At 65.6% G+C, this 20,314-nt stretch carries 13 protein-coding genes and 1 tRNA gene; 8 read left to right on the plus strand and 6 right to left on the minus strand.

Annotated features, from left to right (window positions below; all coding sequences use genetic code 11):
• Positions 1 to 37 precede the first annotated feature (37 nt).
• A tRNA-Arg gene (locus L0C21_RS02785) sits at positions 38 to 114 on the plus strand.
• Between the two features lie 174 nt (positions 115 to 288).
• Here L0C21_RS02785 and L0C21_RS02790 read toward each other — a convergent pair.
• Together L0C21_RS02790 and L0C21_RS02795 are read right to left on the minus strand one after the other, a co-directional pair.
• Positions 289 to 2,451 (minus strand): S8 family peptidase, encoded by a 2,163-nt coding sequence (locus L0C21_RS02790; RefSeq protein WP_259276913.1) that lies wholly within the window; start codon positions 2,449 to 2,451, stop codon positions 289 to 291.
• A 102-nt stretch (positions 2,452 to 2,553) separates the two neighbouring features.
• Complete coding sequence (locus L0C21_RS02795; RefSeq protein WP_259276914.1) at positions 2,554 to 2,838, minus strand: hypothetical protein; 285 nt, start codon at positions 2,836 to 2,838, stop codon at positions 2,554 to 2,556.
• 293 nt (positions 2,839 to 3,131) lie between these two features.
• Between L0C21_RS02795 and L0C21_RS02800 the strand changes: the two genes are divergently transcribed.
• Entirely contained in the window at positions 3,132 to 4,562 is a 1,431-nt protein-coding gene (locus tag L0C21_RS02800; RefSeq protein ID WP_259276915.1) for a hypothetical protein, read from the plus strand.
• Between the two features lie 803 nt (positions 4,563 to 5,365).
• Here L0C21_RS02800 and L0C21_RS02805 read toward each other — a convergent pair.
• A complete protein-coding gene (locus L0C21_RS02805; RefSeq protein WP_259276916.1) occupies positions 5,366 to 7,423 on the minus strand; it encodes a putative bifunctional diguanylate cyclase/phosphodiesterase in 2,058 nt (685 codons plus the stop codon).
• A gap of 201 nt (positions 7,424 to 7,624) precedes the next feature.
• Between L0C21_RS02805 and L0C21_RS02810 the strand changes: the two genes are divergently transcribed.
• Together L0C21_RS02810 and L0C21_RS02815 are read left to right on the plus strand one after the other, a co-directional pair.
• On the plus strand, positions 7,625 to 9,412 hold the full coding sequence (locus L0C21_RS02810; RefSeq protein ID WP_259276917.1) for a DUF885 domain-containing protein: 1,788 nt from the start codon (positions 7,625 to 7,627) through the stop codon (positions 9,410 to 9,412).
• 149 nt (positions 9,413 to 9,561) lie between these two features.
• Positions 9,562 to 11,346: a DUF885 domain-containing protein gene (locus L0C21_RS02815; protein ID WP_259276918.1), complete on the plus strand. Its 1,785-nt coding sequence runs from the start codon at positions 9,562 to 9,564 to the stop codon at positions 11,344 to 11,346.
• Positions 11,347 to 11,400: 54 nt separating this feature from the next.
• On the opposite strand, the gene L0C21_RS02820 is transcribed toward L0C21_RS02815, so the two are convergent.
• On the minus strand, positions 11,401 to 11,928 hold the full coding sequence (locus L0C21_RS02820) for an O-acetyl-ADP-ribose deacetylase (RefSeq protein WP_259276919.1): 528 nt from the start codon (positions 11,926 to 11,928) through the stop codon (positions 11,401 to 11,403).
• 112 nt (positions 11,929 to 12,040) lie between these two features.
• Here L0C21_RS02820 and L0C21_RS02825 point away from each other — a divergent pair, with 112 nt between their 5' ends.
• Together L0C21_RS02825 and L0C21_RS02830 are read left to right on the plus strand one after the other, a co-directional pair.
• Positions 12,041 to 12,907, plus strand: coding sequence for a dienelactone hydrolase family protein (locus L0C21_RS02825; RefSeq protein ID WP_259276920.1), 867 nt, complete (start codon positions 12,041 to 12,043; stop codon positions 12,905 to 12,907).
• 137 nt (positions 12,908 to 13,044) lie between these two features.
• Positions 13,045 to 13,656, plus strand: coding sequence for a PEP-CTERM sorting domain-containing protein (locus L0C21_RS02830; protein WP_259276921.1), 612 nt, complete (start codon positions 13,045 to 13,047; stop codon positions 13,654 to 13,656).
• A gap of 102 nt (positions 13,657 to 13,758) precedes the next feature.
• Here the strand turns inward: L0C21_RS02830 and L0C21_RS02835 are convergent, their stop codons facing one another.
• The gene (locus L0C21_RS02835; RefSeq protein ID WP_259276922.1) at positions 13,759 to 14,895 is read right to left on the minus strand and encodes a glycosyltransferase; all 1,137 of its coding nucleotides are present in this window, start codon (positions 14,893 to 14,895) and stop codon (positions 13,759 to 13,761) included.
• A gap of 7 nt (positions 14,896 to 14,902) precedes the next feature.
• Positions 14,903 to 16,090, minus strand: coding sequence for a class I SAM-dependent rRNA methyltransferase (locus L0C21_RS02840; protein ID WP_259276923.1), 1,188 nt, complete (start codon positions 16,088 to 16,090; stop codon positions 14,903 to 14,905).
• A 437-nt stretch (positions 16,091 to 16,527) separates the two neighbouring features.
• Here L0C21_RS02840 and L0C21_RS02845 point away from each other — a divergent pair, with 437 nt between their 5' ends.
• Together L0C21_RS02845 and L0C21_RS02850 are read left to right on the plus strand one after the other, a co-directional pair.
• Complete coding sequence (locus tag L0C21_RS02845; protein ID WP_259276924.1) at positions 16,528 to 18,003, plus strand: asparagine synthetase B family protein; 1,476 nt, start codon at positions 16,528 to 16,530, stop codon at positions 18,001 to 18,003.
• Positions 18,004 to 18,351: 348 nt separating this feature from the next.
• The gene (locus L0C21_RS02850) at positions 18,352 to 20,292 is read left to right on the plus strand and encodes a response regulator (RefSeq protein ID WP_259276925.1); all 1,941 of its coding nucleotides are present in this window, start codon (positions 18,352 to 18,354) and stop codon (positions 20,290 to 20,292) included.
• The last annotated feature ends 22 nt before the right edge of the window (positions 20,293 to 20,314 follow it).

Genomic DNA, 20,314 nt, shown 5'->3' on the forward strand with positions numbered 1-20,314 from the left:
TGGATAGTTTCCGCCCCCGTCAGCCGATGAGGCTTGCGCGCCCGTAGCTCAGCTGGATAGAGCATCAGACTACGAATCTGAGGGTCGGACGTTCGAATCGTTCCGGGCGCGCCATTTTCTCCCAAAAAATCGAATATGAAAAGTTGCACCGGGGCGATGGCCTTATGCTGGTGCGCCGTGTTTGCGATTGCCTGTGGTTGCTTGGCCAAAAAAGCAGCCTGCCGGCGGGAGCGCGGCAGGCTGCGTGTGGCCCAAAGAACGCAAGGACGATGACAGGACCGGTGACGCCTAGAGCAGACCGGCGGCGCGCATCTGCGAGATCAGGCGGAAGGCGGCCGGGTTGGTGAGGGCGAGATTGGTCAGGGGGTCCTGCACTCCAATCGCCGCGCCGTAGGCGGGCTGCTGCGGCCACGGCATGTAGCCGACCGCGGGAACGCCGGAGAAGTAGATTCCCGGCTGGGGGCCCAGTCCTGCGGCGGCGCCAATTCCGGCGCTCATGCTGATGCCCGTGCCGTAGCCGGTCCGCCCAGGCTGGCCGGCGGCATAGCCCGGCATGTTGTCGATCATGCCTGGTTGCCGATGGCCTTCCGCTCCTTCGCCCGGACGGGTTTGGGGCGGCTGCATGGTTGGGGCCGGCGCGGCCGTGGCCAGGCCAAGCAGCGCCTGCACGGTCGGCAGTCCTGCACCGCCGCGCTGGATATCGGCCACCAGTGGCACGGCGCTGCTCTTGATAAGCTGGAAGAGGGCGGCGACACGCTCGGCGGAGCGAGCCTTCAGCGGCCCCTGGAACAGCGGGTGGTGCGCCAGCAGCAGCGCGGCAAGGCCGGTGACATGGGGCGTCGCCATCGAGGTGCCGTCCCACGCGGCATAGCCGCCGCCCGCCACGCACGACAGGATCGCCACGCCCGGCGCGCAGACGTCGATGCCCGGCCCAAAGCAGCTGAACTTGGCCGGGAAGATGCCGTTGTTTATCGGCAGGCTGGGGTCGAGCGTCTGGGCGTGGTAGCTGTCCTCCGGGTATTCGCCGGTCTTGCCGATGGCGCTGACTGTCAGCACGCCCGGCAGGCTGCCCGGAAACTGCACCGGACCGCCCGAGTTGCCCGCCGCGACGATGCAGGCCACACCCTTGCTCTGCGCCTCCAGGATTTTCTGGGTGACCAGCTCCGACACCTCATCGCTGCCGAGGCTGAGGTTGACCACGTCGATGCCCCGCTCGATGCACAGGTCCAGCGCTTCGATCAGCGCGCTGAAGCGCCCGCCGGGGAACACCTTGAAGGCGTGGATTTCCGCTTCAGGAGCAAAGCCGCGAATGCCGGCGGCGTTGGGGCCGGAGCCTGCGCCGATGATGCCGGCGCAGTGGGTGCCGTGGGAGATGGTATCCTGCGTCCAGGTGTCGGAATTGCCGCCCTCGGTCGTCAGGTCCACGCCCTGGCGTACATGCTGGAGCTGCGGGTGGCTGTTGTCGCAGCCCGAATCGATGATGGCGATCTTCACGCCGCGCCCGGTCAGGCTCTTTGCCAGCTGGTCGACGCCCATCAGCTTCTGGCCCCAGCCGACCATGCCCTTGGTTTCGAACTCGGGATAGGTTTCGTCCAGCCGGCGCAGCAGGATGGTGTTGTCGTCACCCTCGTTGAGGGCGGGGCGAACGATGAACCGTTCCCAATAATCCGCCGCGGGCTTGACGTAGATGGCCTGGATGGAGTCAGGGCCGCCGCCCATCATACTGATCGTGGCCGCTCCATTGTCGTCGGTGGTGCCCTGGGCCGGGAAGCCGCGGCCGTAGAGGCATACGGTCGCCCTGCCCACGGGTTCGCCGTCCGGCCCGCAGACACGCACCGACAACTGGGTGGACGTTGTGGGGGCCAGGGGCGATACGGACGCCTCCACCGCCGAGCGCACCAGCGTGGCGCTTACGCCGACATCCAGATGCTTCAGCAGCGCATCATGCTCCACGATCATGTTGGCGGCGACGGCCATCCGCAACTGCTCGCCTTTTTCGGGCTCCAGCTCGGCAACGACGATGCTGGGTGTGGTGACGGCCGCGCGCCCGGCTTCCGTGCCGAACATGCTGAGGCTGGGCGCGCGGGGCTTGATTTCCTTCACGATGTTCGCGCCGAGGCTGCGAAGCTCGTCTTCGATCTGCTGGCTGCTCATCGGCTGCAAGCCGCCGGCGACCATCATGTGCATGCCCGGCGGGATCGGCCGCTGGGCGACGAGATAGCGACGCTTGCGAGGACCAACCGGACCGCGCTCGCCCCGGCTGCCGCGCTCGCTGTCCGCGACGAACTGGGACGGTTGCTGCTGCACGCCGCGTTGCGGCGCGGCGGTCTGCTGGGCGGCAGGGGGCTGCTCCTGCTGCTGGGGACTGGCTTGCCCGCTTCGAGCCTGCTCTTCCCGGCCCGCCTTTTTCTTCTGGCCGTCAGGCTCTTGATTCTTGTGTTCCGGCATCATGACCTCCGTATGAGAAGAAGACCAAACGCGAGTGCACCCAAAGCCGGTCTCACAGGACCGGCGAGACTGTCCGCCTGTGCGGAAAGCAATAAAAACAAGAGGCTAGAACTTGAGGTCGGGCATCATCCGGGGATCCGGCAAGGGCGTGTCCTTCTCGATAATCAGGTGCTCCGCGAACCTCTGCCCGATCTGGCGGGCCAGGGACGGCGGAAGCTTCGCCTTCAGAAGAGTCCGGCTTTCAGATACCTGTGATGCAGGCAGGGCCTCGAGTTCCTCCCTGCACCGTTGCAATTCCTGAAGCTGGGTTTCATTGCGCGGATCACGCGGGGCGATCATGTAGCTTTCAGCCTTTTCGTCCCCGGCGGCGCCGCGGCTTTTCTCAGCCATGATCCTGCTCCTGTTGCGCTGGGCGAAAGTGACGGATTTCCTGCTTGCCTGACATGATGATCATTCCATACGCCGCCTGGCCTAGGGAAGCGCATCCCGGCATGGTGTTCGCCTTGCCCTTGCCTTTCTGCCCGAAGGCGCTGGAGCTTGCGTGCGGCTGACCCAGGGAGGCCCATGGTGCGCGGCCTTGGCTGAATATGAAGATAAGGCTGCCATCGTTCCCCTCAGGGTTGCCCCGGCATCCCGGCCGGTCCGTCGCATCGCGAAGCTCCAGTCCCTCAGTTCAGTACGCTATGGCCGCCCCCTCAGCAGAGGCCCGGCTGCTGGGCGAACTGGATCGGCAGGATTCCCTGGGGCGGGCCAAATTGCTGGCCGCCAAAGGGCTGCTGGCCAAAGGACTGTTGGCCAAAGGACTGTTGGCCAAACGGCTGTTGGCCAAACGGCTGTTGCTGCTGCTGGAACTGCGGCATGGCCTGGAACGGCAGGAAGCCGCCCAGCTGGCCGGCAAGGCCGCCGATGGTCTGGCCAAGCCCCTGGTTGCCGAACGCGCCGCCGATGGCCCCGCCGATCGGCGCCCCATACTGTTTCAGCAGGTTGCCGAAGAAGCCCTGTGGCGCGAACTGCTGTTGGCCGAACGGCGCGCCGAACTGCTGGCCGCCAAAGGGCTGCTGACCAAACGGTTGCTGGCCAAACGGCTGCTGCTGGAGTTGCGGCATGGCCTGGAACGGCAGGAAGCTGCCCAGCTGGCCGGCAAGACCGCCGATGGTCTGGCCAAGCCCCTGGTTGCCGAATGCGCTGCCAATGGCCCCGCCGATCGGCGCGCCATACTGCTTCAGCAGGTTGCCGAAGAAGCCCTGCGGTGCGAACTGTTGCTGCTGCTCAAACGGCGAGCCGAACTGCTGGCCGCCAAAGGGCTGCTGACCAAACGGCTGTTGCTGCTGCTGGAGTTGCGGCATGGCCTGGAACGGCAGGAAGCCGCCCAGCTGGCCGGCAAGGCCGCCGATGGTTTGGCCAAGCCCCTGGTTGCCGAACAGGTTGCCGATGGCGCCGCCAACCGGCGCGCCGTACTGCTTCAGCAGGTTGCCGAAGAAGCCCTGCGGTGCGAACTGCTGTTGCTCAAACGGCGAGCCGAACTGCTGGCCGCCAAAGGGCTGCTGACCAAAAGACTGCTGACCAAACGGTTGCTGCTGTTGGAGTTGCGGCATGGCCTGGAACGGCAGGAAGCCGCCCAGCTGGCCGGCAAGGCCGCCGATGGCCTGGCCGAGCCCCTGGTTGCCAAAGGCGCCGCCGATGGCTCCGCCGATCGGCGCGCCATACTGCTTCAGCAGGTTGCCGAAGAAGCCCTGCGGCGCGAACTGCTGCTGCAGTTGCTGAAGCTGTTGCAGTTGTTGCAATTGTTGCAGCTGGTCCATCTGCGGAAATGGCTGCTGGAACTGGGATTGGAATTCCGGCGCGGCCTGGAAGGGCAGGAAACCGCCCAGAATGCCGCCAAGGGTGCTGCCCACGGTCTGCCCCGTGCCCTGGTTGCCGAAGAGCCCGCCTATCGCGCGGCCGGCCAGACCGCCAAGCGTGCCTCCCAGAAAGCCGCCGCCGAAGCCCTGCGGCGAATACTGGCCCGCTCCGTCGAGGACGCCATAGGGAATCGACCCATAAGGGGCCTGACTTGCTGTCACGTCGATCATGTTGACCTCTTTTTCGATATAAAAGTTGAAAAGTTGCTGTGATGAAATTCCCAATGAGTGGAACGCAACCAAAGGGCATCACTTTAAAGCAACGAACGAAAAAAGGAGGCCGTTTACCCGAAAACAGGGATGATTTATTAAAACTGTGTGTATAAGTACGCTTTATTGTATTTAAATATAAAGCGATATAGCATTTCTATATTTAAATAGAATGACGATCTACAAATAAAACGTGGGCGTACCAAGATGCTGGTCTCGGTTCCGATAGGACGACCCTGGCCTTTCGGCACGGGGGGCGTCCGGTTGGCAAAACGGGTGAGAAAACAAATTGAACGACCGCCGAGACGGCCGCGGCCTCCTGGCCTTGAGAGCGGCAGGCATTGCCACCGTCACGTGTGAGCTGATGCACGCCGCCCCCTCGCCCACAACTCCACAGCTGACGTTTTGGTCCCTTCTGTGGCTGCTTTTTTTACTATTTGGTTCGCATCCGGCGATAGGCGAGCCGAAGGGCGTAGAAGTCGCCTTTTTCGGGGCGCATGAAAAACGGGAGAGGAGAGGGAAAAAGTGGCGCGTGGTTGCTGGGGTGCCTGCGAGGGGGGGAAGGCAAGCACGGCAACACTTAAGGGGGAGGAACGCGCCGGCCGCCCTTTTACGCTTATGACGCGGCGCGGCTACTCCCCAATTCCGCAACTCAGAATTGGTGATACGAGAACAATGGAGGCTGCGGGAGGCCGTGCGCTCACCGGCGCGGCTGGCGGCCCGTCGAACGCGGGCCTGCGACCTAATCATCCTGTTCTGCTGCGCTCTTTTGAGAACAAGGGAATGCCGCCCGGCCAGAGGATGCCCTAGCGCGGCGGAAGGGATGTGGCGGAGCCGTTGATGTATGCGCCCAGCGCTTCCGGCGGCAGCGGACGGCCGATGAGATAGCCTTGCACGGTCTGGCACCGTCGCTGGCGCAGAAACTCCAGCTGCTTGGGCGTCTCTACGCCTTCGGCGGTAACCGTGAGGCCCATGGAGTGGGCCAGCTCCAGAATGGCGGCGACGATGGCATCGCCCCCCTGGCTGGCATTCAGATCCTGCACGAACGAGCGGTCGATCTTCAGCTTGCTGACCGGCAGATGCTTCAGCACCGCCAGCGAGGAGTAGCCTGTGCCGAAGTCGTCGATCGCCACCTGCACGCCCAGGTCGCGCAGGCGCTGCAACCGGCCGCTGATCGCCTCCGGGTCTTCCATGATGAGGGATTCGGTGACTTCCAGCTCCAGGCACTCAGGAGCCAGGCCGGTCTCAGCCAGCACGCGCGCAACCTCATCGACGAAGCAATCGCTTTCCATCTGCCGCGCCGAGACGTTGACGGCCACCAGGAGCGAGCGCCGCAGCGCGCTGTTCCAGCTGGCCGCCTGGGCGCAGGCGGTGCGAAGCACATAGCTGCCGAGGTCGGCGATGAGGCCGGTCGATTCCGCCAGCGGGATGAAGGTCGATGGCGGCACCACGCCCAGCTTGGGGTGAGACCAGCGCGACAGCGCCTCAAAGCCGATCAACCCCTGGTCGTCCGCCCGCACGATGGGCTGGTAGACCAGCGACAGGCCGCCGTTGCGAAGGGCGGCGCTCAGCTCTTGCTCTATGAAGGCGCGCTCGCGGAAGGTCTCGTTCATGCCCACTTCGTAGAAGCCCAGCGGCGCGCCGTCCCGCCGGGCGCGCACCAGGGCCATCTCGGCATTGGCAATCAGCGTCTCGGCATCGCCGCCGTCGCTGGGGGCAATGGCCGCGCCCATGACAATGCTAACGGAGAGGGTCTTGCCGTGCAGCTCGATCGGGGCGTGAAGGATCTGGCTCAGCGCTCCGGCCAGCTCCTGCGCGGCTTCCAGACTGTCGATGGAGGAGACCGCCAGGGCGAAGTCATCCCCGGCGAAGCGCGATACCAGGCCGGTCTGGCCGCAGACATCCTCCAGCCGGTGGCCGATGATCGTTAGCACCTCGTCGCCCGTGCGGGCGCCCATCATGTTGTTGATGTCCTGAAACCGGCTGATGTCCAGCCGCACCACCAGGAGGAAGGTGTCCGAGCCGTTCCGCTGCTCGATCCGGCCTTCCAGAATCCGCATGAACTGGGCGCGGTTGGGCAAGCCCGTCAGCGAATCGAAGTGAGTCAGCCGCTCGATCCGCCAGTCCTTCTCCTTGGTGTGGCTGATGTCGATGGCAACGCCCGCCACCCGCATGGGCTCGCCGTCGGCATCGGTCAACAGCCGGCCCCGCACCTCGAACCAGGCAGTGGTGCCGTCCTCGCGCATGACCCGGTACTGGGCGGAATGCTCCTGCTCCGGCTCCTGCAGCGCCTGGCTGATGACATTGCCGAACTGCGCCCGGTCATCGGGGTGGATGCGCTCAAGCACATCGGCCCAGGTGTAGGCGGCGCCGCGCCCGGTTCCGGTAAGGTCGGTCAGATGGGCGGAGAGGTAGAAGGTACGGCTGGGAAAATGCCACTCCCACACGCCGCTCTTGGTGGCGGCAAGCGCAATGCCAAGGCGTTCGGAATTCTGCTGCGCCCGGGCCTGCTGGTTCAGCGTGCGCTGCGTGGCCTGCCGCAACAGGCCGTACAGCAGGGCGGCGCTGACCAGCGTGAAGGCGATGCCCTTGAAGGTCTGGACCATGGCCAGCTGGTCCGGGCTGCTGGACAGGAGTTCGACCAGGATGTCTGTCAGCATCACCCACAGGACGCTGGCGATGGCGAACAGCAGGCTGGCAGTCAGCGGTAGGCGGGCGAGGAAGGTGTTGGCATCCTGCGCCGGCGGCGCGACGACAGGGGAGTCCGGCGTCGGGAGGCGTACGCGCGTGCCTGTTGACCGACCCCTGCCTGGGGTGCCGTTGCGAGGGAACGACTCTCGCTGGTCAACTGGTCCAACGGGCATAACGGACGCCAAACTCCTACGATACCCACAAACCGTTCAGGAAACGACGCAGGGCAGCTTTTCTGAAAAGAGATAGGTGAATAGGGCCCAAATGCTAAGCTTGAATTAAAAACCATGGGCAGCGGTTGATTTGTTTTTGGGTTTGCAAAGCCAAAATTCCTCTCAATGATGACGCCAATGCAACGGAGGGAGGAATTGACCGTGAAGAAGACCTTGCGGGCCGCAGCGCTTTGCGCCGCCCTGTTTGCGACAGGCAGTGCCCACGGCGAGACGGCGGATCAGTCGTCTGGCGCCTTCTCGAAGATTCTGTCGGATCACTGGGCCTGGTCGCTGTCGCAGGAGCCGGTGATGGCATCGAGCTTCGGTGAGCGCGCTTACGACGGCAAGCTGGGCGATCTCACCATCGCGGGGCTGGACAAGCGCAAGGCGGCGTTGGAGGCGTTCATCCAGCGGCTGGAGGCGGTGCCCGACGCCTCGCTCAGCGAGCAGAACCGGCTCAACAAGGCCATTTTGCTGCGCGAGCTGCGCGATGAGGCAGAAGGGCTGGGCTTCGGCCAGCGGCTGATGCTGTTCACCACCTACTATGGCTGGCACAGCGGCTTTGCCGGACTGCCGGATCGCCACCCCTTCTTCAACAAGGCGGATTACGAAAGCTATATCGGCCGTCTCAACGACTACGCGCGCTACAATGCCGAAGGGCTTGCCACCAGCCGCGAGGCGGTGCGCCGGGGCTTCGTGCAGGCATGCGACGCCATGGGCGGGTTCGAGAAGACCATCGAGGCGCACATCGTTGACGATGCGTCCAAGTCCGTCTTCATGAAGCCGTTCGCGCGCAAGCCCGCCAACATTACGGATGCGGACTGGGCAAGGCTGAAGGCTGAGGCCGAGAAGGCGGTTATGACCAAGGTCGTCCCGGCGTACCGGGACATGGCGGCCTTCTACAAGAACGAGTACGCTCCCAACTGCCGCAAGACGGCGGGCATCTCCGCAACGCCCGACGGCGCGAAATACTACGCCTACAGCGCCAGGGCGATGACCACCACCAACCTCAGCCCTGAGGAGATCCACCAGATCGGCCTTAAGGAAGTGGCGCGCATCCGCGCCGAGATGGATGGGGTGGTCAAGCGCTCCGGCTTCAAGGGTGACCGCAAGGCGTTTATCCAGATGCTGCGGACCGACCCGCGCTTCTACGTGAAGACGCCCGAGGAACTGCTGATGCGCTCCGGCGCGCTGGCCAAGCAGATCGACGGCGAGCTGCCCCGGTTCTTCGGCCGCCTGCCGCGCCTGCCCTACACGGTGAAGCCCATTCCGGCCGACCAGGCCGAAGGCACCACCACCGCCTATTACATGTCCGGCCTGATGCAGGCGGGGCGCGCGGGCACCTATGCGGTCAATACCTCCAAGCTCGACCAGCGGCCGCTGTTCGAAATGCCCTCGCTGACATTGCATGAGGCGGTGCCGGGCCATCACCTGCAAATCGCCCTCCAGCAGGAGCTGGACCTGCCGCTGTTCCGCCGCCACCTGTCGCACTTCACCGCCTTCACCGAAGGCTGGGGCCTCTATGCCGAGCGGCTGGGCTACGACATGGGCCTTTATGACGACCCCTACGCCGAGTTCGGCCGCCTCTCCTACGAGATGTGGCGCGCCTGCCGCCTGGTGGTCGATACCGGCATCCACGCCAAGGGCTGGACCAAGGAGCAGGCGATGGACTTCATGCTGGAGAATACGGCGCTGAGCCGCCACAACATCGAGGCGGAGGTGAACCGCTATATCTCCTGGCCCGGCCAGGCGCTGGCCTACAAGATCGGCGAGCTGAAGATCCGTGAGCTGCGCGCAAAAGCCGAGAAGGCGCTGGGCGAGCGGTTCGACATCCGCGCCTTCCACGACGCGGTGCTCGAGAACGGCTCCGTACCGCTTGATGTGCTGGAGAGCCACATCAACGGCTGGATCGCCAAGCAACAGCAGCAGGTGGCCCAAAAGGCCGCCTGAGGCCCTCCCTTCAGAGACAACAAGAGCGGGGCCTGCCACCGGCAGGCCCCGTTTCGTTTGCGCCAGGCGCAAGAATATACGCGCCTTCCTTCAAGGAGATAAGGCTGGCCAAATAGGCGCCTCACAACCGGCAAGGGGGCGAGATGGCAATGCGGAGAATCCTTCGGGCGGCGGCCCTGGCGGCGGCGCTGCTGACAAGCACGGCGGTTCACGGCGCACAGACGCAAGCCTCTGCGGACTTCAGCAAATTCATGGAAGACTATTGGGTCTGGACGCTGGAGGAGCTGCCCCTGCAAGCCGCCATGCAGGGTTACAAGGAATACGAAGGCAGGCTGGGCAGCCTTTCCATTGAATACATGCAATGGCGCAAGGCTTCGTTCGAGAAGTTCATGCGGCGGTTGGAGGCCATTCCCGACGCCGGGCTCAACGAAGAGGAACGGCTGAACAAAGCCATCCTGCTGCACAGCCTGCGAGACGACCGCGACCGGTTTGGCTCCCGCCATGAGATGATTCTGTTCCGGCCCTATGGGGCCTGGCATAGCGGATTGGCGGACCTGCTGGCGAGCCTGCCCTTCCAGACCAAGGCGCATTACGAACGCCATATCGCCTATCTGAACGACTTCTTACGCGTGAACGCCGAAGGCATCGCCACCAGTCGTGAGGCGCTGCGCCAGGGCCTCGTGCAGTCCTGTGCCGTACTGAACGGTTTCGAGAAGACCATTCAAGTGCACATTGTTAAAGACGTGTCGCACTCCGCTTTCATGAAGCCGTTTGCGCGCAAGCCGAGCAGCATATCAGAGGCGGATTGGGCAGTGCTGAAGGCACGGGCAGAAGAGATCGTCAGCCAGAAGATCATCCCCGCCTTGCAGGAACTGGAAACCTTTTATCTCAAGGAATATGCGCCGAATTGCCGGGAGTCGGTCAGTGTCGCATCGCTGCCTGATGGCGCCGCCTACTATGCCGCCCTGGTGCGCGTTGCGACCTCTACGGACCTGACGCCAGATGACATCCATCAGATCGGCTTGAAGGAAGTGGCGCGCATCCGCGCCGAGATGGACAAGGTTATCGAGCGCTCCGGCTTCAAGGACGACCGCAAGGCGTTCATCGAGATGCTGCGGACCGACCCGCGCTTCTACGCAAAGTCTCCCGATGAACTGGTGATGCGCGCCCGCGCGCTGGCCAAGCAGATCGATGGCGAACTGCCTAAGCTTTTCAGGCGGTTGCCCCGCCTGCCCTATACGGTGAAGCCCATGGGGGCCGATTATGCCGAAGGGGCACCGACAGCCTACTTCAATCCCGGCATGTTGGAGGCTGGCCTTCCTGGCATCTTCGAAATCAATACCTCCAAGCTCGACCAGCGACCGCTGTTCGAGCTGCCGGCTTTGACGCTGCATGAGGCGGTGCCGGGCCATCATCTGCAAATCTCGCTCCAGCAAGAGATGGAGATGCCCGAAATCCGGCGGCACCGCATCGGGTTCACGGCCTTCACCGAAGGCTGGGGCCTCTATGCGGAACTGCTCGGTTACGAGATGGGCCTTTATGATGATCCCTACGCCGAGTTCGGCCGTCTCTCCTACGAGATGTGGCGCGCCTGCCGCCTCGTGGTTGACACCGGCATCCACGCCAAGGGCTGGAGCAAGGAACAGGCGATTGAATACCTGCTCGAAAACACGGCGCTGAGCCGTCACAACATCGAGGCGGAGGTGAACCGATACATTGCCTCGCCCGGCCAGGCGCTGGCTTACAAGATCGGCGAGCTGAAGATCCGTGAGCTGCGCGCGAAAGCCGAGAAGGCGCTGGGCGAGAAGTTCGACCTGCGCGCCTTTCACGATGCGGTGCTCGAGAACGGCTCCGTCCCGCTCGACGTGCTGGAGAGCCACATCAACGGCTGGATCGCCAGGCAACAGCAGCAGGCGGCCCAGAAGGCGGCGTGATTTTACGGGTGGCTTTCTGTTTGCAGGAGGGTCTTCCCTGCGAAAAGAAACCCTTCAGGAAGCCCTGCCCTCCGCCTCCACCGCCTCCCGGTAGGCTCGCGCCGAGGGTTCGCTGAAACAGACGAAGATCACCTTGTCCATGGCGTTCGGGTGGGCGGCCAGCCAGTCGAGCGTGGTGCGGGCGGCGATGCGCGCGGCCTCATCGGCCGGGTAGCCGTAGACGCCGGTGGAGATGGCGGGAAAGGCGATGGCGCGAAGGCCGTGGTGAGCGGCGAGGTCGAGGCTGTTGCGATAGCAGCGGGCCAGCAGTTCCGGCTCCCCGGCCTGTCCGCCGCGCCAGATGGGGCCGACGGTGTGGATGACATGCCGGGCGGGCAGGTTGTAGCCCTTGGTGATGCGCGCCTCACCGGTGGGGCAGCCGCCCAGGCCGCGGCATTCGGCGAGCAGTTCGGGCCCGGCCGCGCGGTGGATCGCGCCGTCCACCCCGCCGCCGCCCAGCAGGCTTTCGTTGGCGGCGTTGACGATGGCATCGAGCGCGCAGGTGGTGATATCGCCGGTTATGACCTCAAGCCGATCAGACATGTTTCTTCTCCATGCGCTTGCGGCTAATCTGCTGATGGTTTTGAGTGCCTTGGGCGCGTTTCGTCCCGAGGGAATGAGCATAGGATGAACCGGAAGGGCTGGAAGGGCCGCTATGACACGCCAACTCCCCGAGGATGCAGACTGGATCTCCACCGCGCAATGGTCTCGCCGCCAGGCGCTGGGCGCGGCGGCCGCCGCCGGGTTCGCGGTTGCGGCCGGCCCGGTTGCGGCCTCTGCCATCCGCACTGACAGCGAGGGGCTGGATGCCGGCTGGGTGCAGGTGCCGGTCCATGACCGCTCCATTCCCGCTTATCGCGCCAAGCCCGCAGGCGGCGGGCCGCGGCCGGTCATCCTCGTGGTGCAGGAGATCTTTGGCGTCCATGCCTGGATTCAGGACATCGTGCGCCGCTTCGCCAAGGCTGGCTACTATGCCATCGCCCCCGATCTCTATGCGCGGCAAGGCGATGCCACCAAGGTGGCGGACATTCCAACGCTCGTCCGCACCATTGTCTCCAAGGTGCCGGACGCGCAGGTGATGGGCGATCTTGACGCCACCGTCGCCTTTACCGGCAAGGACGGCGGCAATGCCGATCTGCTCGGCATCACCGGCTTCTGCTGGGGCGGGCGTATCGTCTGGCTCTATACGGCGCACAACCCAGGCGTGAAGGCGGGCGTCGCCTGGTATGGCCGCCTGCGGGGCGAGCCGAACAGCATGCAGCCCACCTATCCGATTGATGTGGTAGACCGGCTCAAAGCCCCGGTGCTGGGGCTTTACGGCGGGCAGGATCGCGGCATCCCGCTGGAACACGTGGAGGCGATGCGGGTCGCGCTGGCGCAGGCCCGCTCGCCCTCGCAAATCATCGTCTATTCGGAGGCCGAGCACGGTTTCCTGGCGGACTACCGGCCCAGCTACAACCGCGAGGCCGCCACGGCCGCGTGGAAGGAGACGCTCGGCTGGTTCGGGCGGCATCTGCGGTAGGGAGGCGTCGGTACGCTTTACACCGGCCGGGGCCATGGCGTGGCCTTAACTATATAGTTCGTTGATATTGCGTATAAGCGGCCAGTTGGCCCCCGTTTTGCTTGCTCCCTCGAAACGAGTTTTCAGGGGCATTCAAAATGAAGCATCTTCGCGCACTGACGGCGGGCCTGCTGGCATCCGCGGCTCTGTTCCTCGCCGCTCCGGCGCAGGCGGCACCGATCACCTTCACCTACTCGGGCGAGGGCTGGGGCTCGCTGGATGGCATCGCATTCGGGACGACCGGCTTCACCATCACCGCGACGGGCGACACGGACGACCGCCAGGGCAGTTCGGCCGACGGCGTCTTCACTCTCGATCACCTGACCGCCTCCATCACCATCGATGGCCTCGGCAGCTTCACCTTCCTGTCGCCCACGCGGTCATACGTGAACATGCAGGCAGGTGCGGCAGGCTTCTCCTACGGCACCGGGCACGACCTGTTCAGCGTGTACGACGCCCGCTTCTCCGGGTGGGATATGCTGACCAGCGTTGAGTTCGCCGCGGCGAGCGGCGGCCACCTGCTGCAGTGGGATCACATGCCGGTTGAGACCACCGGCGGCGTGCTTTACTTCAGGGACAGCTGGCCCTCGGCCGCATTCGGGGCCGTCGTCGGCTCCGGCGAAACGCCGGTGCCCGAGCCGCTGACCTTGACGCTCGTCGGCCTCGGCCTTGCGGGCGTGGGCGCGGCAACGCGGCGTCGGGCTGCGTAAGGGCGCGTCCCGAAAAACGAAAAGGAGTGCAGGGGGAGCTTGATGGTTGTGCGCCTTCGCGCACGGGGATCCCCCTGCAAAAAATCCTTTAAAATACAAAAGCTAAAACGCGCGCCCCGAGGCTTCGGCGTAGAGGCGGGCGTAGGCGGCGACCATCTTCTCTTGTGTGAACTCGGCCTCGACGCGCGCGCGGTTGGCCGCGCCGACCCTCGCGCGCAGCGTATCGTCTGCCAGCAGCGCGGCGAGGGCCGCAGCGAACGCCGCCTCGTCGTTTGCGGGCACCACGAAGGGCGCGTTCTCCTTTGCGATGATCCGGGCGATATCGCCCACGTCGGTGCAGGCGGCGGGCAGGCGGGCGGCCATGGCCTCGACAAGGCTGATGGGGAACTGCTCGGTATCCGATGAAATCGCGTAAACATCGAACAGGCCCACGTAGCGGGCGGGGTTGGTGAGGTAGCCCGGCATCACCAGCCGGTCGGCCACGCCCTCGCGCGCCGCCTCGGCCTTGATTGCTGCTTCTTCCGGTCCCTGCCCGCCGATGATGAGCCAGCAGTCCATGCGGCCTCTTGCAGCGGCGGCGAAGGCGCGGACCAACCGCGGCAGGTTCTTCACGTCCCTTAGGCCCGCCAGCGTGCCCACCACCAGATCGCCCGGCTGCTTCACGAAGCCGGGAATGGCGTTCGGCGGCGGCGGCACATCGAACGGGGCAATCTCCACCCCGTTGGGGATGAAGCGCACCCGGGTCGGCGGCTGGCCCCATTCGTTGAGCGCCAGGCTCTCGATGCGGCGGGAGCAGGCGACGAGCGCATGGGCCCCCGGCAGGGCGAGGCGGCGGAAGTGGTTGCGGCGGGGCAGCGTCGTCTGCGCTTCCTCCGGCCCGAAGCCGTCCTCATGGTGCACCAGCGGGCGGCGGGCGAACAGCCGGTTGGCCATCGCCACCTCGATGGAGCCCCAGTTGTAGGTGAGCACCAGGTCGAAGTTGCCCTGGCGCAGGTATCGCCCGATTTCCCACAGACGCACGGGGAGCGCCGGCCCCTTGAAACGGCAGGGCGGTTCGGGAAACGCCACCGGCACGGCGGGGTCCAGCAGCTTGGCTGCTGCCGTCTGCCCGGCAAGAGTGGGCACCACGATATGCTCGACCCGATCCCCGAAGGCATTCATCAACCGGGCGGTACGGGTTTCCGCACCGCCCAGGTTGAAGGTGGGCATTACATGGAGCCAGCGGGGCCGGGTCAGCATTCCGCCCTTAGTCCAGCGCGTAGACGAGGAACTTGAGGTAGGCGGTCTGCGGCAGCAGCGGGTGGACCGGGTGGTCCGGCCCGGCGGCGGCGGCGTGGATCAGCTTTGCCGCGCGCCCGCCGGTGCGGATGCCGGCGCTGGTCGCCTCCTGGAAGGCCTCGGCCGAGATGTGGTGGCTGCACGAGGCGATGCAGAGGAGGCCATCGGGCGCGACCCGCTGCACGGCGAGCCGCGCCAGCTTCTCGTAGCCCTTCATCGCCGAGGGGATGTCCTTGCGGCTCTTGGCGAAGGCGGGCGGGTCCGCCACCACCACGCCGTAGTGGCGGGTGTCGTTCTGGAGATATTCGAACACATCCGCCGTCACGGTCGTCACCTTGTCGGCAAGCCCGTTGGCCTCGGCGGCCTTGTTGGCGAGCTGGAGCGCGGAGTCGGAGCGATCGACCGCCGTCACGCTGTTCGCCCCGCCCGATGCCGCCGCCAGCGCGAACGCCCCGGCGTAGGTGTAGAGGTCGAGCACGTCCTGGCCGCGGGCCAAGCGGGAGACGAAGGCGCGGTTGAGGCGGTGGTCGAAGAACCAGCCGGTCTTCTGGCCGCCGGTCAGGTCCCCGAAGTAGGTGAGGCCGTTTTCCTCCAGCTGCACCGGGCCGTCGATGGCGCCCACTGGCACCTCGTTCAGCGGCTCCAGCCCCTCAAGCGTGCGCGCCGCGCCGCCGGAGACGAGCGCGATGGTTTTGGGCTTCAAAACCGCTTGCAGCGCCTCGAGGATCATCTCCTTGTGCGCGTCCATGCCCGCCGTGTTGGGCTGCACGACAACGGCATCGCCGTAACGGTCGATGACGAGGCCGGGGAGGAAATCACCCTCACTGTGCACGAGGCGGTAGAACGGCCGGTCGAACAGGCGTTCGCGGAGGGTGAGGGCCTTCTCGATCCGCTCCTTGTAGAAGCGGGCATCGATGGTGCGGCTGTGGTTGCGGGTGAGCAGCCGCGCCGCGATCAGCGAATGGGGGTTGAAGTGATAGAGGCCGAGCAGGCGCCCGTCCGCCTCGGCCAGCCGCACCACTGTGCCGGGCGCGATGGCGCGCACATCGGCCGAGAACTGCAGCTGGTTGGAGAAGACCCAGGGCCGCCCGCGCACGCTCGCGGGCTTGACGTTGCGGGCCAGGAAGATTTTCGGTTCATTTTCGTCGGAAGTCATAGGGAGGACGTAGCCGCACCTGCCAAGAGTTGCAATGAGTCCTGCATAACTTGGGCCCGCAGGACTTGGTCCTGCATAACTTGGGACGGGCAACAGGCAATGGCCAGTTCCTCTGCCATCCAAAATGAAATCACTCTATATGGAATGGGTGAAGACACCGGGGCGAGGGGGTTTATGGGCGGCTGGTATGTTTGCCGGAAGAACGAAGCGGCTGAAACAAGGCTTGCGGCGGCGGAGGCGCAGTTTGCCGCCCACGGGTTCAGCACCCCGCGCCGGTTCGAGACGCCCACCCACGCAGGGCTGCTGGCAGGCCATGTCCACCCCGGCCCGGCGGCGACCTTCGCAAGCAATGGCGCGGATTTCATCGCGGTTGCCGGCACGCTTTTCTACGACGGGGAGGCGAGCGAGGCGGCGCTCAAGCGCCTTTTGGGGGGACCTTGCCCTGCCGTTCGAGGGGTGGGGGGCGCATCACCGGCCACTTCGCGCTGCTGGCTTGCAAGGGCGGCAGGCTGTTCATCCTCAACGACTATTTCGGCGCGTTCCATGTCTACGCCACGCCGGGGCACGAGGTGGTCGCCACCTCCTTCCTCGCCGCTGCGGAGTCGCTCCCTCGGGTGAGCTTCGACCGCCAAGGGCTCTACGAGTTCGTGTTCAACGCGACGCCCTTGGGCGAGTCCACGGTGCTGGCCGAGATCACCAAACTCTCCCCCTTCGAGCAGCTGGAGCTGGGCGAGGCCGTCACGGTCCATGCCGTTCGAAAAGGGTTGGACGCCCGCTTCGACCCCCTGGCCGCCGACGTGAAGCAGCAGGCGGACCGGCTGCGGTCGCTGTTCACCGGCCCACTGAAAACCTTCGGCGACAATATCCAATGTCCGCTGTCAGGCGGGTTCGACAGCCGCCTCGTGCTCGCCCTGCTGCTGGATGCGGGCGTGAAGCCGCATGTCTACGTCTACGGCTCGGACGGCGACGAGGACGTGTCGGTGGCAACGGCCATCGGCAAGGCGGAAGGCTTTGACGTTGAGGTGTTCAACAAGGCGGCCTACGCCAAGGTGGACCCGGACCGGTTCGCCGAGATCGTCGAGCATAACTTCCATGAGATGGACGGCGTGCCCATCGATGGCGGCCTGTTCGACAACGGCGGCAATTCGGTCGCCCGCCATAACCGGGCGAAGGAAGGGGCGCTCGCCGTCTCCGGCGCGGCGGGGGAGATTTTCCGCAACTACTTCTACCTGCGCGACCGGCCCTTCCACAGCCGGGACATCCTCTACGCCTTCTATTCCGGCTTCGATCCGGAGGACTGCACGGACGCCTTCGATGAGGCCGCCTACTTCAACGCCATGGACGCCAAGCTGCGCCGGGCGCTGGGGAATGCCTCGGGCACCCTCACCCGCGCGGAGGTGGAAAGCGCCTACCCCCTGTTCCGCTGCCCGCCGTTCTTCGGGCGGGAGATCAGCATGGTCGGCCGGTTCGGCGCCTATTTCATGCCCTTCTTTGAGTATCAGATGGTGAGGGAGACCATCCACCTGCCGGTTGCCGCCCGCAACCACGGCGCGTTCCAGAGCCAGCTTCTCGCCACCATCCACCCGCGCCTGGCCGGCTACATGTCCGCCTACGGTCACAGCTTCCTTGAGGCCGCCAGCCTCAAACACCGCCTGTCGGAAGCCGTCAGCCTCTACCGGCCGCCGTGGCTGCGCCGCTATGGCTGGCGGATGAAGCAGGCCATCAAGGGCCGCCCCGCCTTGCAGCCCACCGGCTTCATGGCCCCGGAGTACCTCGGCCGGGTGATCGACCTCACCTTCCCCGCCATGCGCCGCTACTTCCGCATGGACCGGCTGGCCGACGCCACCCTCTACCGCCGCATCGCGACGCTTGAGCACCTGGCCGGAAAGCTGGGCAGCCGGCTGGCCGTGTAGAATGGTTCTTGACGCCAAGGGGTCTCCGCCCCCGTGCGAAGAGATTTGCGACGGAACGCGCCGAAACCTCGCATTTTAATTTGAACCAAACCGGGCTTCGGCGGTTGCGGCATCTGGAGTTGGGAGACGACACGCGGAAGCGCTCCCGCCACGCCGGCGTGCATGGGGTGGCGGGGGTTGCCGCGCGGCCTTGCGCGTTCGCCGGCCGGGCTGCGCTGGCGGCGTGCCTCCCGCGGCTTTCCCGGCTTCTTTTGAGTCTAACCCGGAGCCACCGGATGCGGCATCTGCCGGGGGCGATGCGTTGATCTGCTGAAAGGTCTGAATGCGCGCCCCGAAAGGCCCCTGGCGATGACCCTGTTCACGCTCAGCCCGTCTCTCCTGCGCGGCCTGGCCTGCGCGGTCTGGCTGGCGGTTCTCATTGCCCTGATGATCCGCCGCCCGGCCTGGCGCGCCTCGCCCGGTGGGCTGCGGCTGGTGCTGGCCGGCCTTGCCGTCGTTGGCGCGGGCGTTCTGATCGGCGCGGCCTTTACCGTGTTGCACCAGGCTGCGGACGCGCCCGACCGTATCGCCATGGAGGCGGTGGGCCTCATTGCCGGCGGCCTTGCGCTGGCCGGCGTGCTGCGTTACCGCCCCGTCCTGCTGCCGGGCCAGGGGAATGAAAACCGCAGGGCCCTCGCAAGCGTGGTCGAACGGGCGCAGGCAGGCGTCATGGTCGCTGCGCTGGATAAGAGCACCGCGGCGTTCGGGCCGGTAATCTATGCCAACCCGGAGGCGCAGGGCTGGCTGCAGCGAAGTATCGAGACGGACCAGCCGCCGACGCTTGCCGGCCTGTTCACGGCGGCCGGCCGGAGCGGGCTGTGGCCGGTAATCACCGAGACGCTGTGCAGGAATGAGCCGGTTTGCGAGCTGCTGACCTTGCCTGGCGATAAAGAGGACCAGGCGCAGACGGTTCGCCTGATCCTGGCGCCTGCCCAGGATGGCGCGGCTGGGGAGAAGGGCCACACCAACCTGGTGCTGGCAATCCTTGAGATGAGCAGCGGCGATGTTTCCAGCGCGCTCGAGCGCCTCCAGGCGGAAAGCGAGGCGGCGATGACCCGGCTGGCGGCGGGCCTGGCGCACGATTTCAGCAACGTGCTGACCGTCATCCTGACCGCCAGTGAGATTCTGCTGATGGAAGAAGAAGGCCTGCCGGCATCTCTGCGCCGCCGCATCGAGCGGATGCACAGCGCAGCCCAGCGCGGGGCCGACCTGACCGACAAGCTGCGCGCCTTTGCCGGCCGCCTGGACCTGATGGCGGAGGAGCTGGACCTGCATACCTTCCTTCGGGAGCAGGCGGTTGAGTTCAAATCGGTCCTCGGGCCTGAGATCGAGCTGTACTACGATCTGGCCGACGGCGAATGCCCGGTTCTGCTTGACCCGACGCGGATGCGGGCCGCGCTGGTAAACGTGCTGGCCTACTGCCAGTCCGTGCTGCCCGAAGGCGGGCGGGTGAGCTTTCGCTCCCGTTTCGAGGCGATGTCGCGGCAGGAAGGCGCGCCGCCCGATGCCGTGGTGCTCACCATTGCCCGATCGGGCACGCGGCTGGACATGGAAGACGCCCGCCGTCTGCTGGAAGAGCCGTACAGCAGCGGCACGTCCTCGATTGCGGGGGGTGGCTTCGGTCTCAGCCTCGTTGCCGGCTTCATCCGCCAATCGGGCGGGCAGGCGCAGTTCGTCGAGGAGCCTGGCTGCGGCCCCGTTCTGGAAATCGAGCTGCCGCTCTTCATGCCCGTAATTCCAGGCGACGATGACTTGGCGGTGCTTACCGGCCGCCCGGCGGAGCCTTTCGAGGCGGCGCCTGATCTGACGGGCGCGCCGCAGCTTCAGCCTGTCCAGGCCGCCGCGCCCGATGCTTCCCAGGCCGAGGCTGCCCCGGTCAAGGTTGCTCCGGCTGCGCCCCACGTGCTGGTGGTGGATGATGACGACCTGATGCGCGAGGCCACCATTGCCGAGCTTGCCAGCCTCGGCTGTCCGGCGGCGACGGCGGCAACGGCAGACGAGGCGCTGGCGCTGCTGGAAAAGGATGCCTCCATCACGTCGGTCCTTGCTGATCTCGGGCTGGAAGGCGAGCGGAGCGGCCTGTGGCTCGCGCAGCAGATCGGGGCGCGCTTCCCCCACCTGCGGGTCGTGCTGATGTCGGGCGACATCACGGGGATGAAGACGGTGGAAAACGGCAATACGATGCTTCTGCCCAAGCCTTTCAGCCGCGCCCAGCTTGCCGCCAGCCTCGACCTGCCGCCCCGCGCCTGAGCCGCATTTTCCCACCGGCAAC

Origin of the sequence: Pedomonas mirosovicensis, from assembly GCF_022569295.1 — a bacterium.
In the GTDB taxonomy this organism is placed as follows: domain Bacteria; phylum Pseudomonadota; class Alphaproteobacteria; order Sphingomonadales; family Sphingomonadaceae; genus Pedomonas; species Pedomonas mirosovicensis.

What these genes read in the sequence shown, in the direction of transcription:
- L0C21_RS02805 (WP_259276916.1), bottom strand. Translation starts at nt 7,423, where the DNA reads ATGCCCGTTGGACCAGTTGACCAGCGAGAGTCGTTCCCTCGCAACGGC.
- L0C21_RS02790 (WP_259276913.1), bottom strand. Translation starts at nt 2,451, where the DNA reads ATGATGCCGGAACACAAGAATCAAGAGCCTGACGGCCAGAAGAAAAAG.
- L0C21_RS02825 (WP_259276920.1), top strand. Translation starts at nt 12,041, where the DNA reads ATGACACGCCAACTCCCCGAGGATGCAGACTGGATCTCCACCGCGCAA.
- L0C21_RS02850 (WP_259276925.1), top strand. Translation starts at nt 18,352, where the DNA reads ATGACCCTGTTCACGCTCAGCCCGTCTCTCCTGCGCGGCCTGGCCTGC.
- L0C21_RS02815 (WP_259276918.1), top strand. Translation starts at nt 9,562, where the DNA reads ATGCGGAGAATCCTTCGGGCGGCGGCCCTGGCGGCGGCGCTGCTGACA.
- L0C21_RS02795 (WP_259276914.1), bottom strand. Translation starts at nt 2,838, where the DNA reads ATGGCTGAGAAAAGCCGCGGCGCCGCCGGGGACGAAAAGGCTGAAAGC.
- L0C21_RS02800 (WP_259276915.1), top strand. Translation starts at nt 3,132, where the DNA reads ATGGCCGCCCCCTCAGCAGAGGCCCGGCTGCTGGGCGAACTGGATCGG.
- L0C21_RS02830 (WP_259276921.1), top strand. Translation starts at nt 13,045, where the DNA reads ATGAAGCATCTTCGCGCACTGACGGCGGGCCTGCTGGCATCCGCGGCT.
- L0C21_RS02835 (WP_259276922.1), bottom strand. Translation starts at nt 14,895, where the DNA reads ATGCTGACCCGGCCCCGCTGGCTCCATGTAATGCCCACCTTCAACCTG.
- L0C21_RS02840 (WP_259276923.1), bottom strand. Translation starts at nt 16,090, where the DNA reads ATGACTTCCGACGAAAATGAACCGAAAATCTTCCTGGCCCGCAACGTC.
- L0C21_RS02820 (WP_259276919.1), bottom strand. Translation starts at nt 11,928, where the DNA reads ATGTCTGATCGGCTTGAGGTCATAACCGGCGATATCACCACCTGCGCG.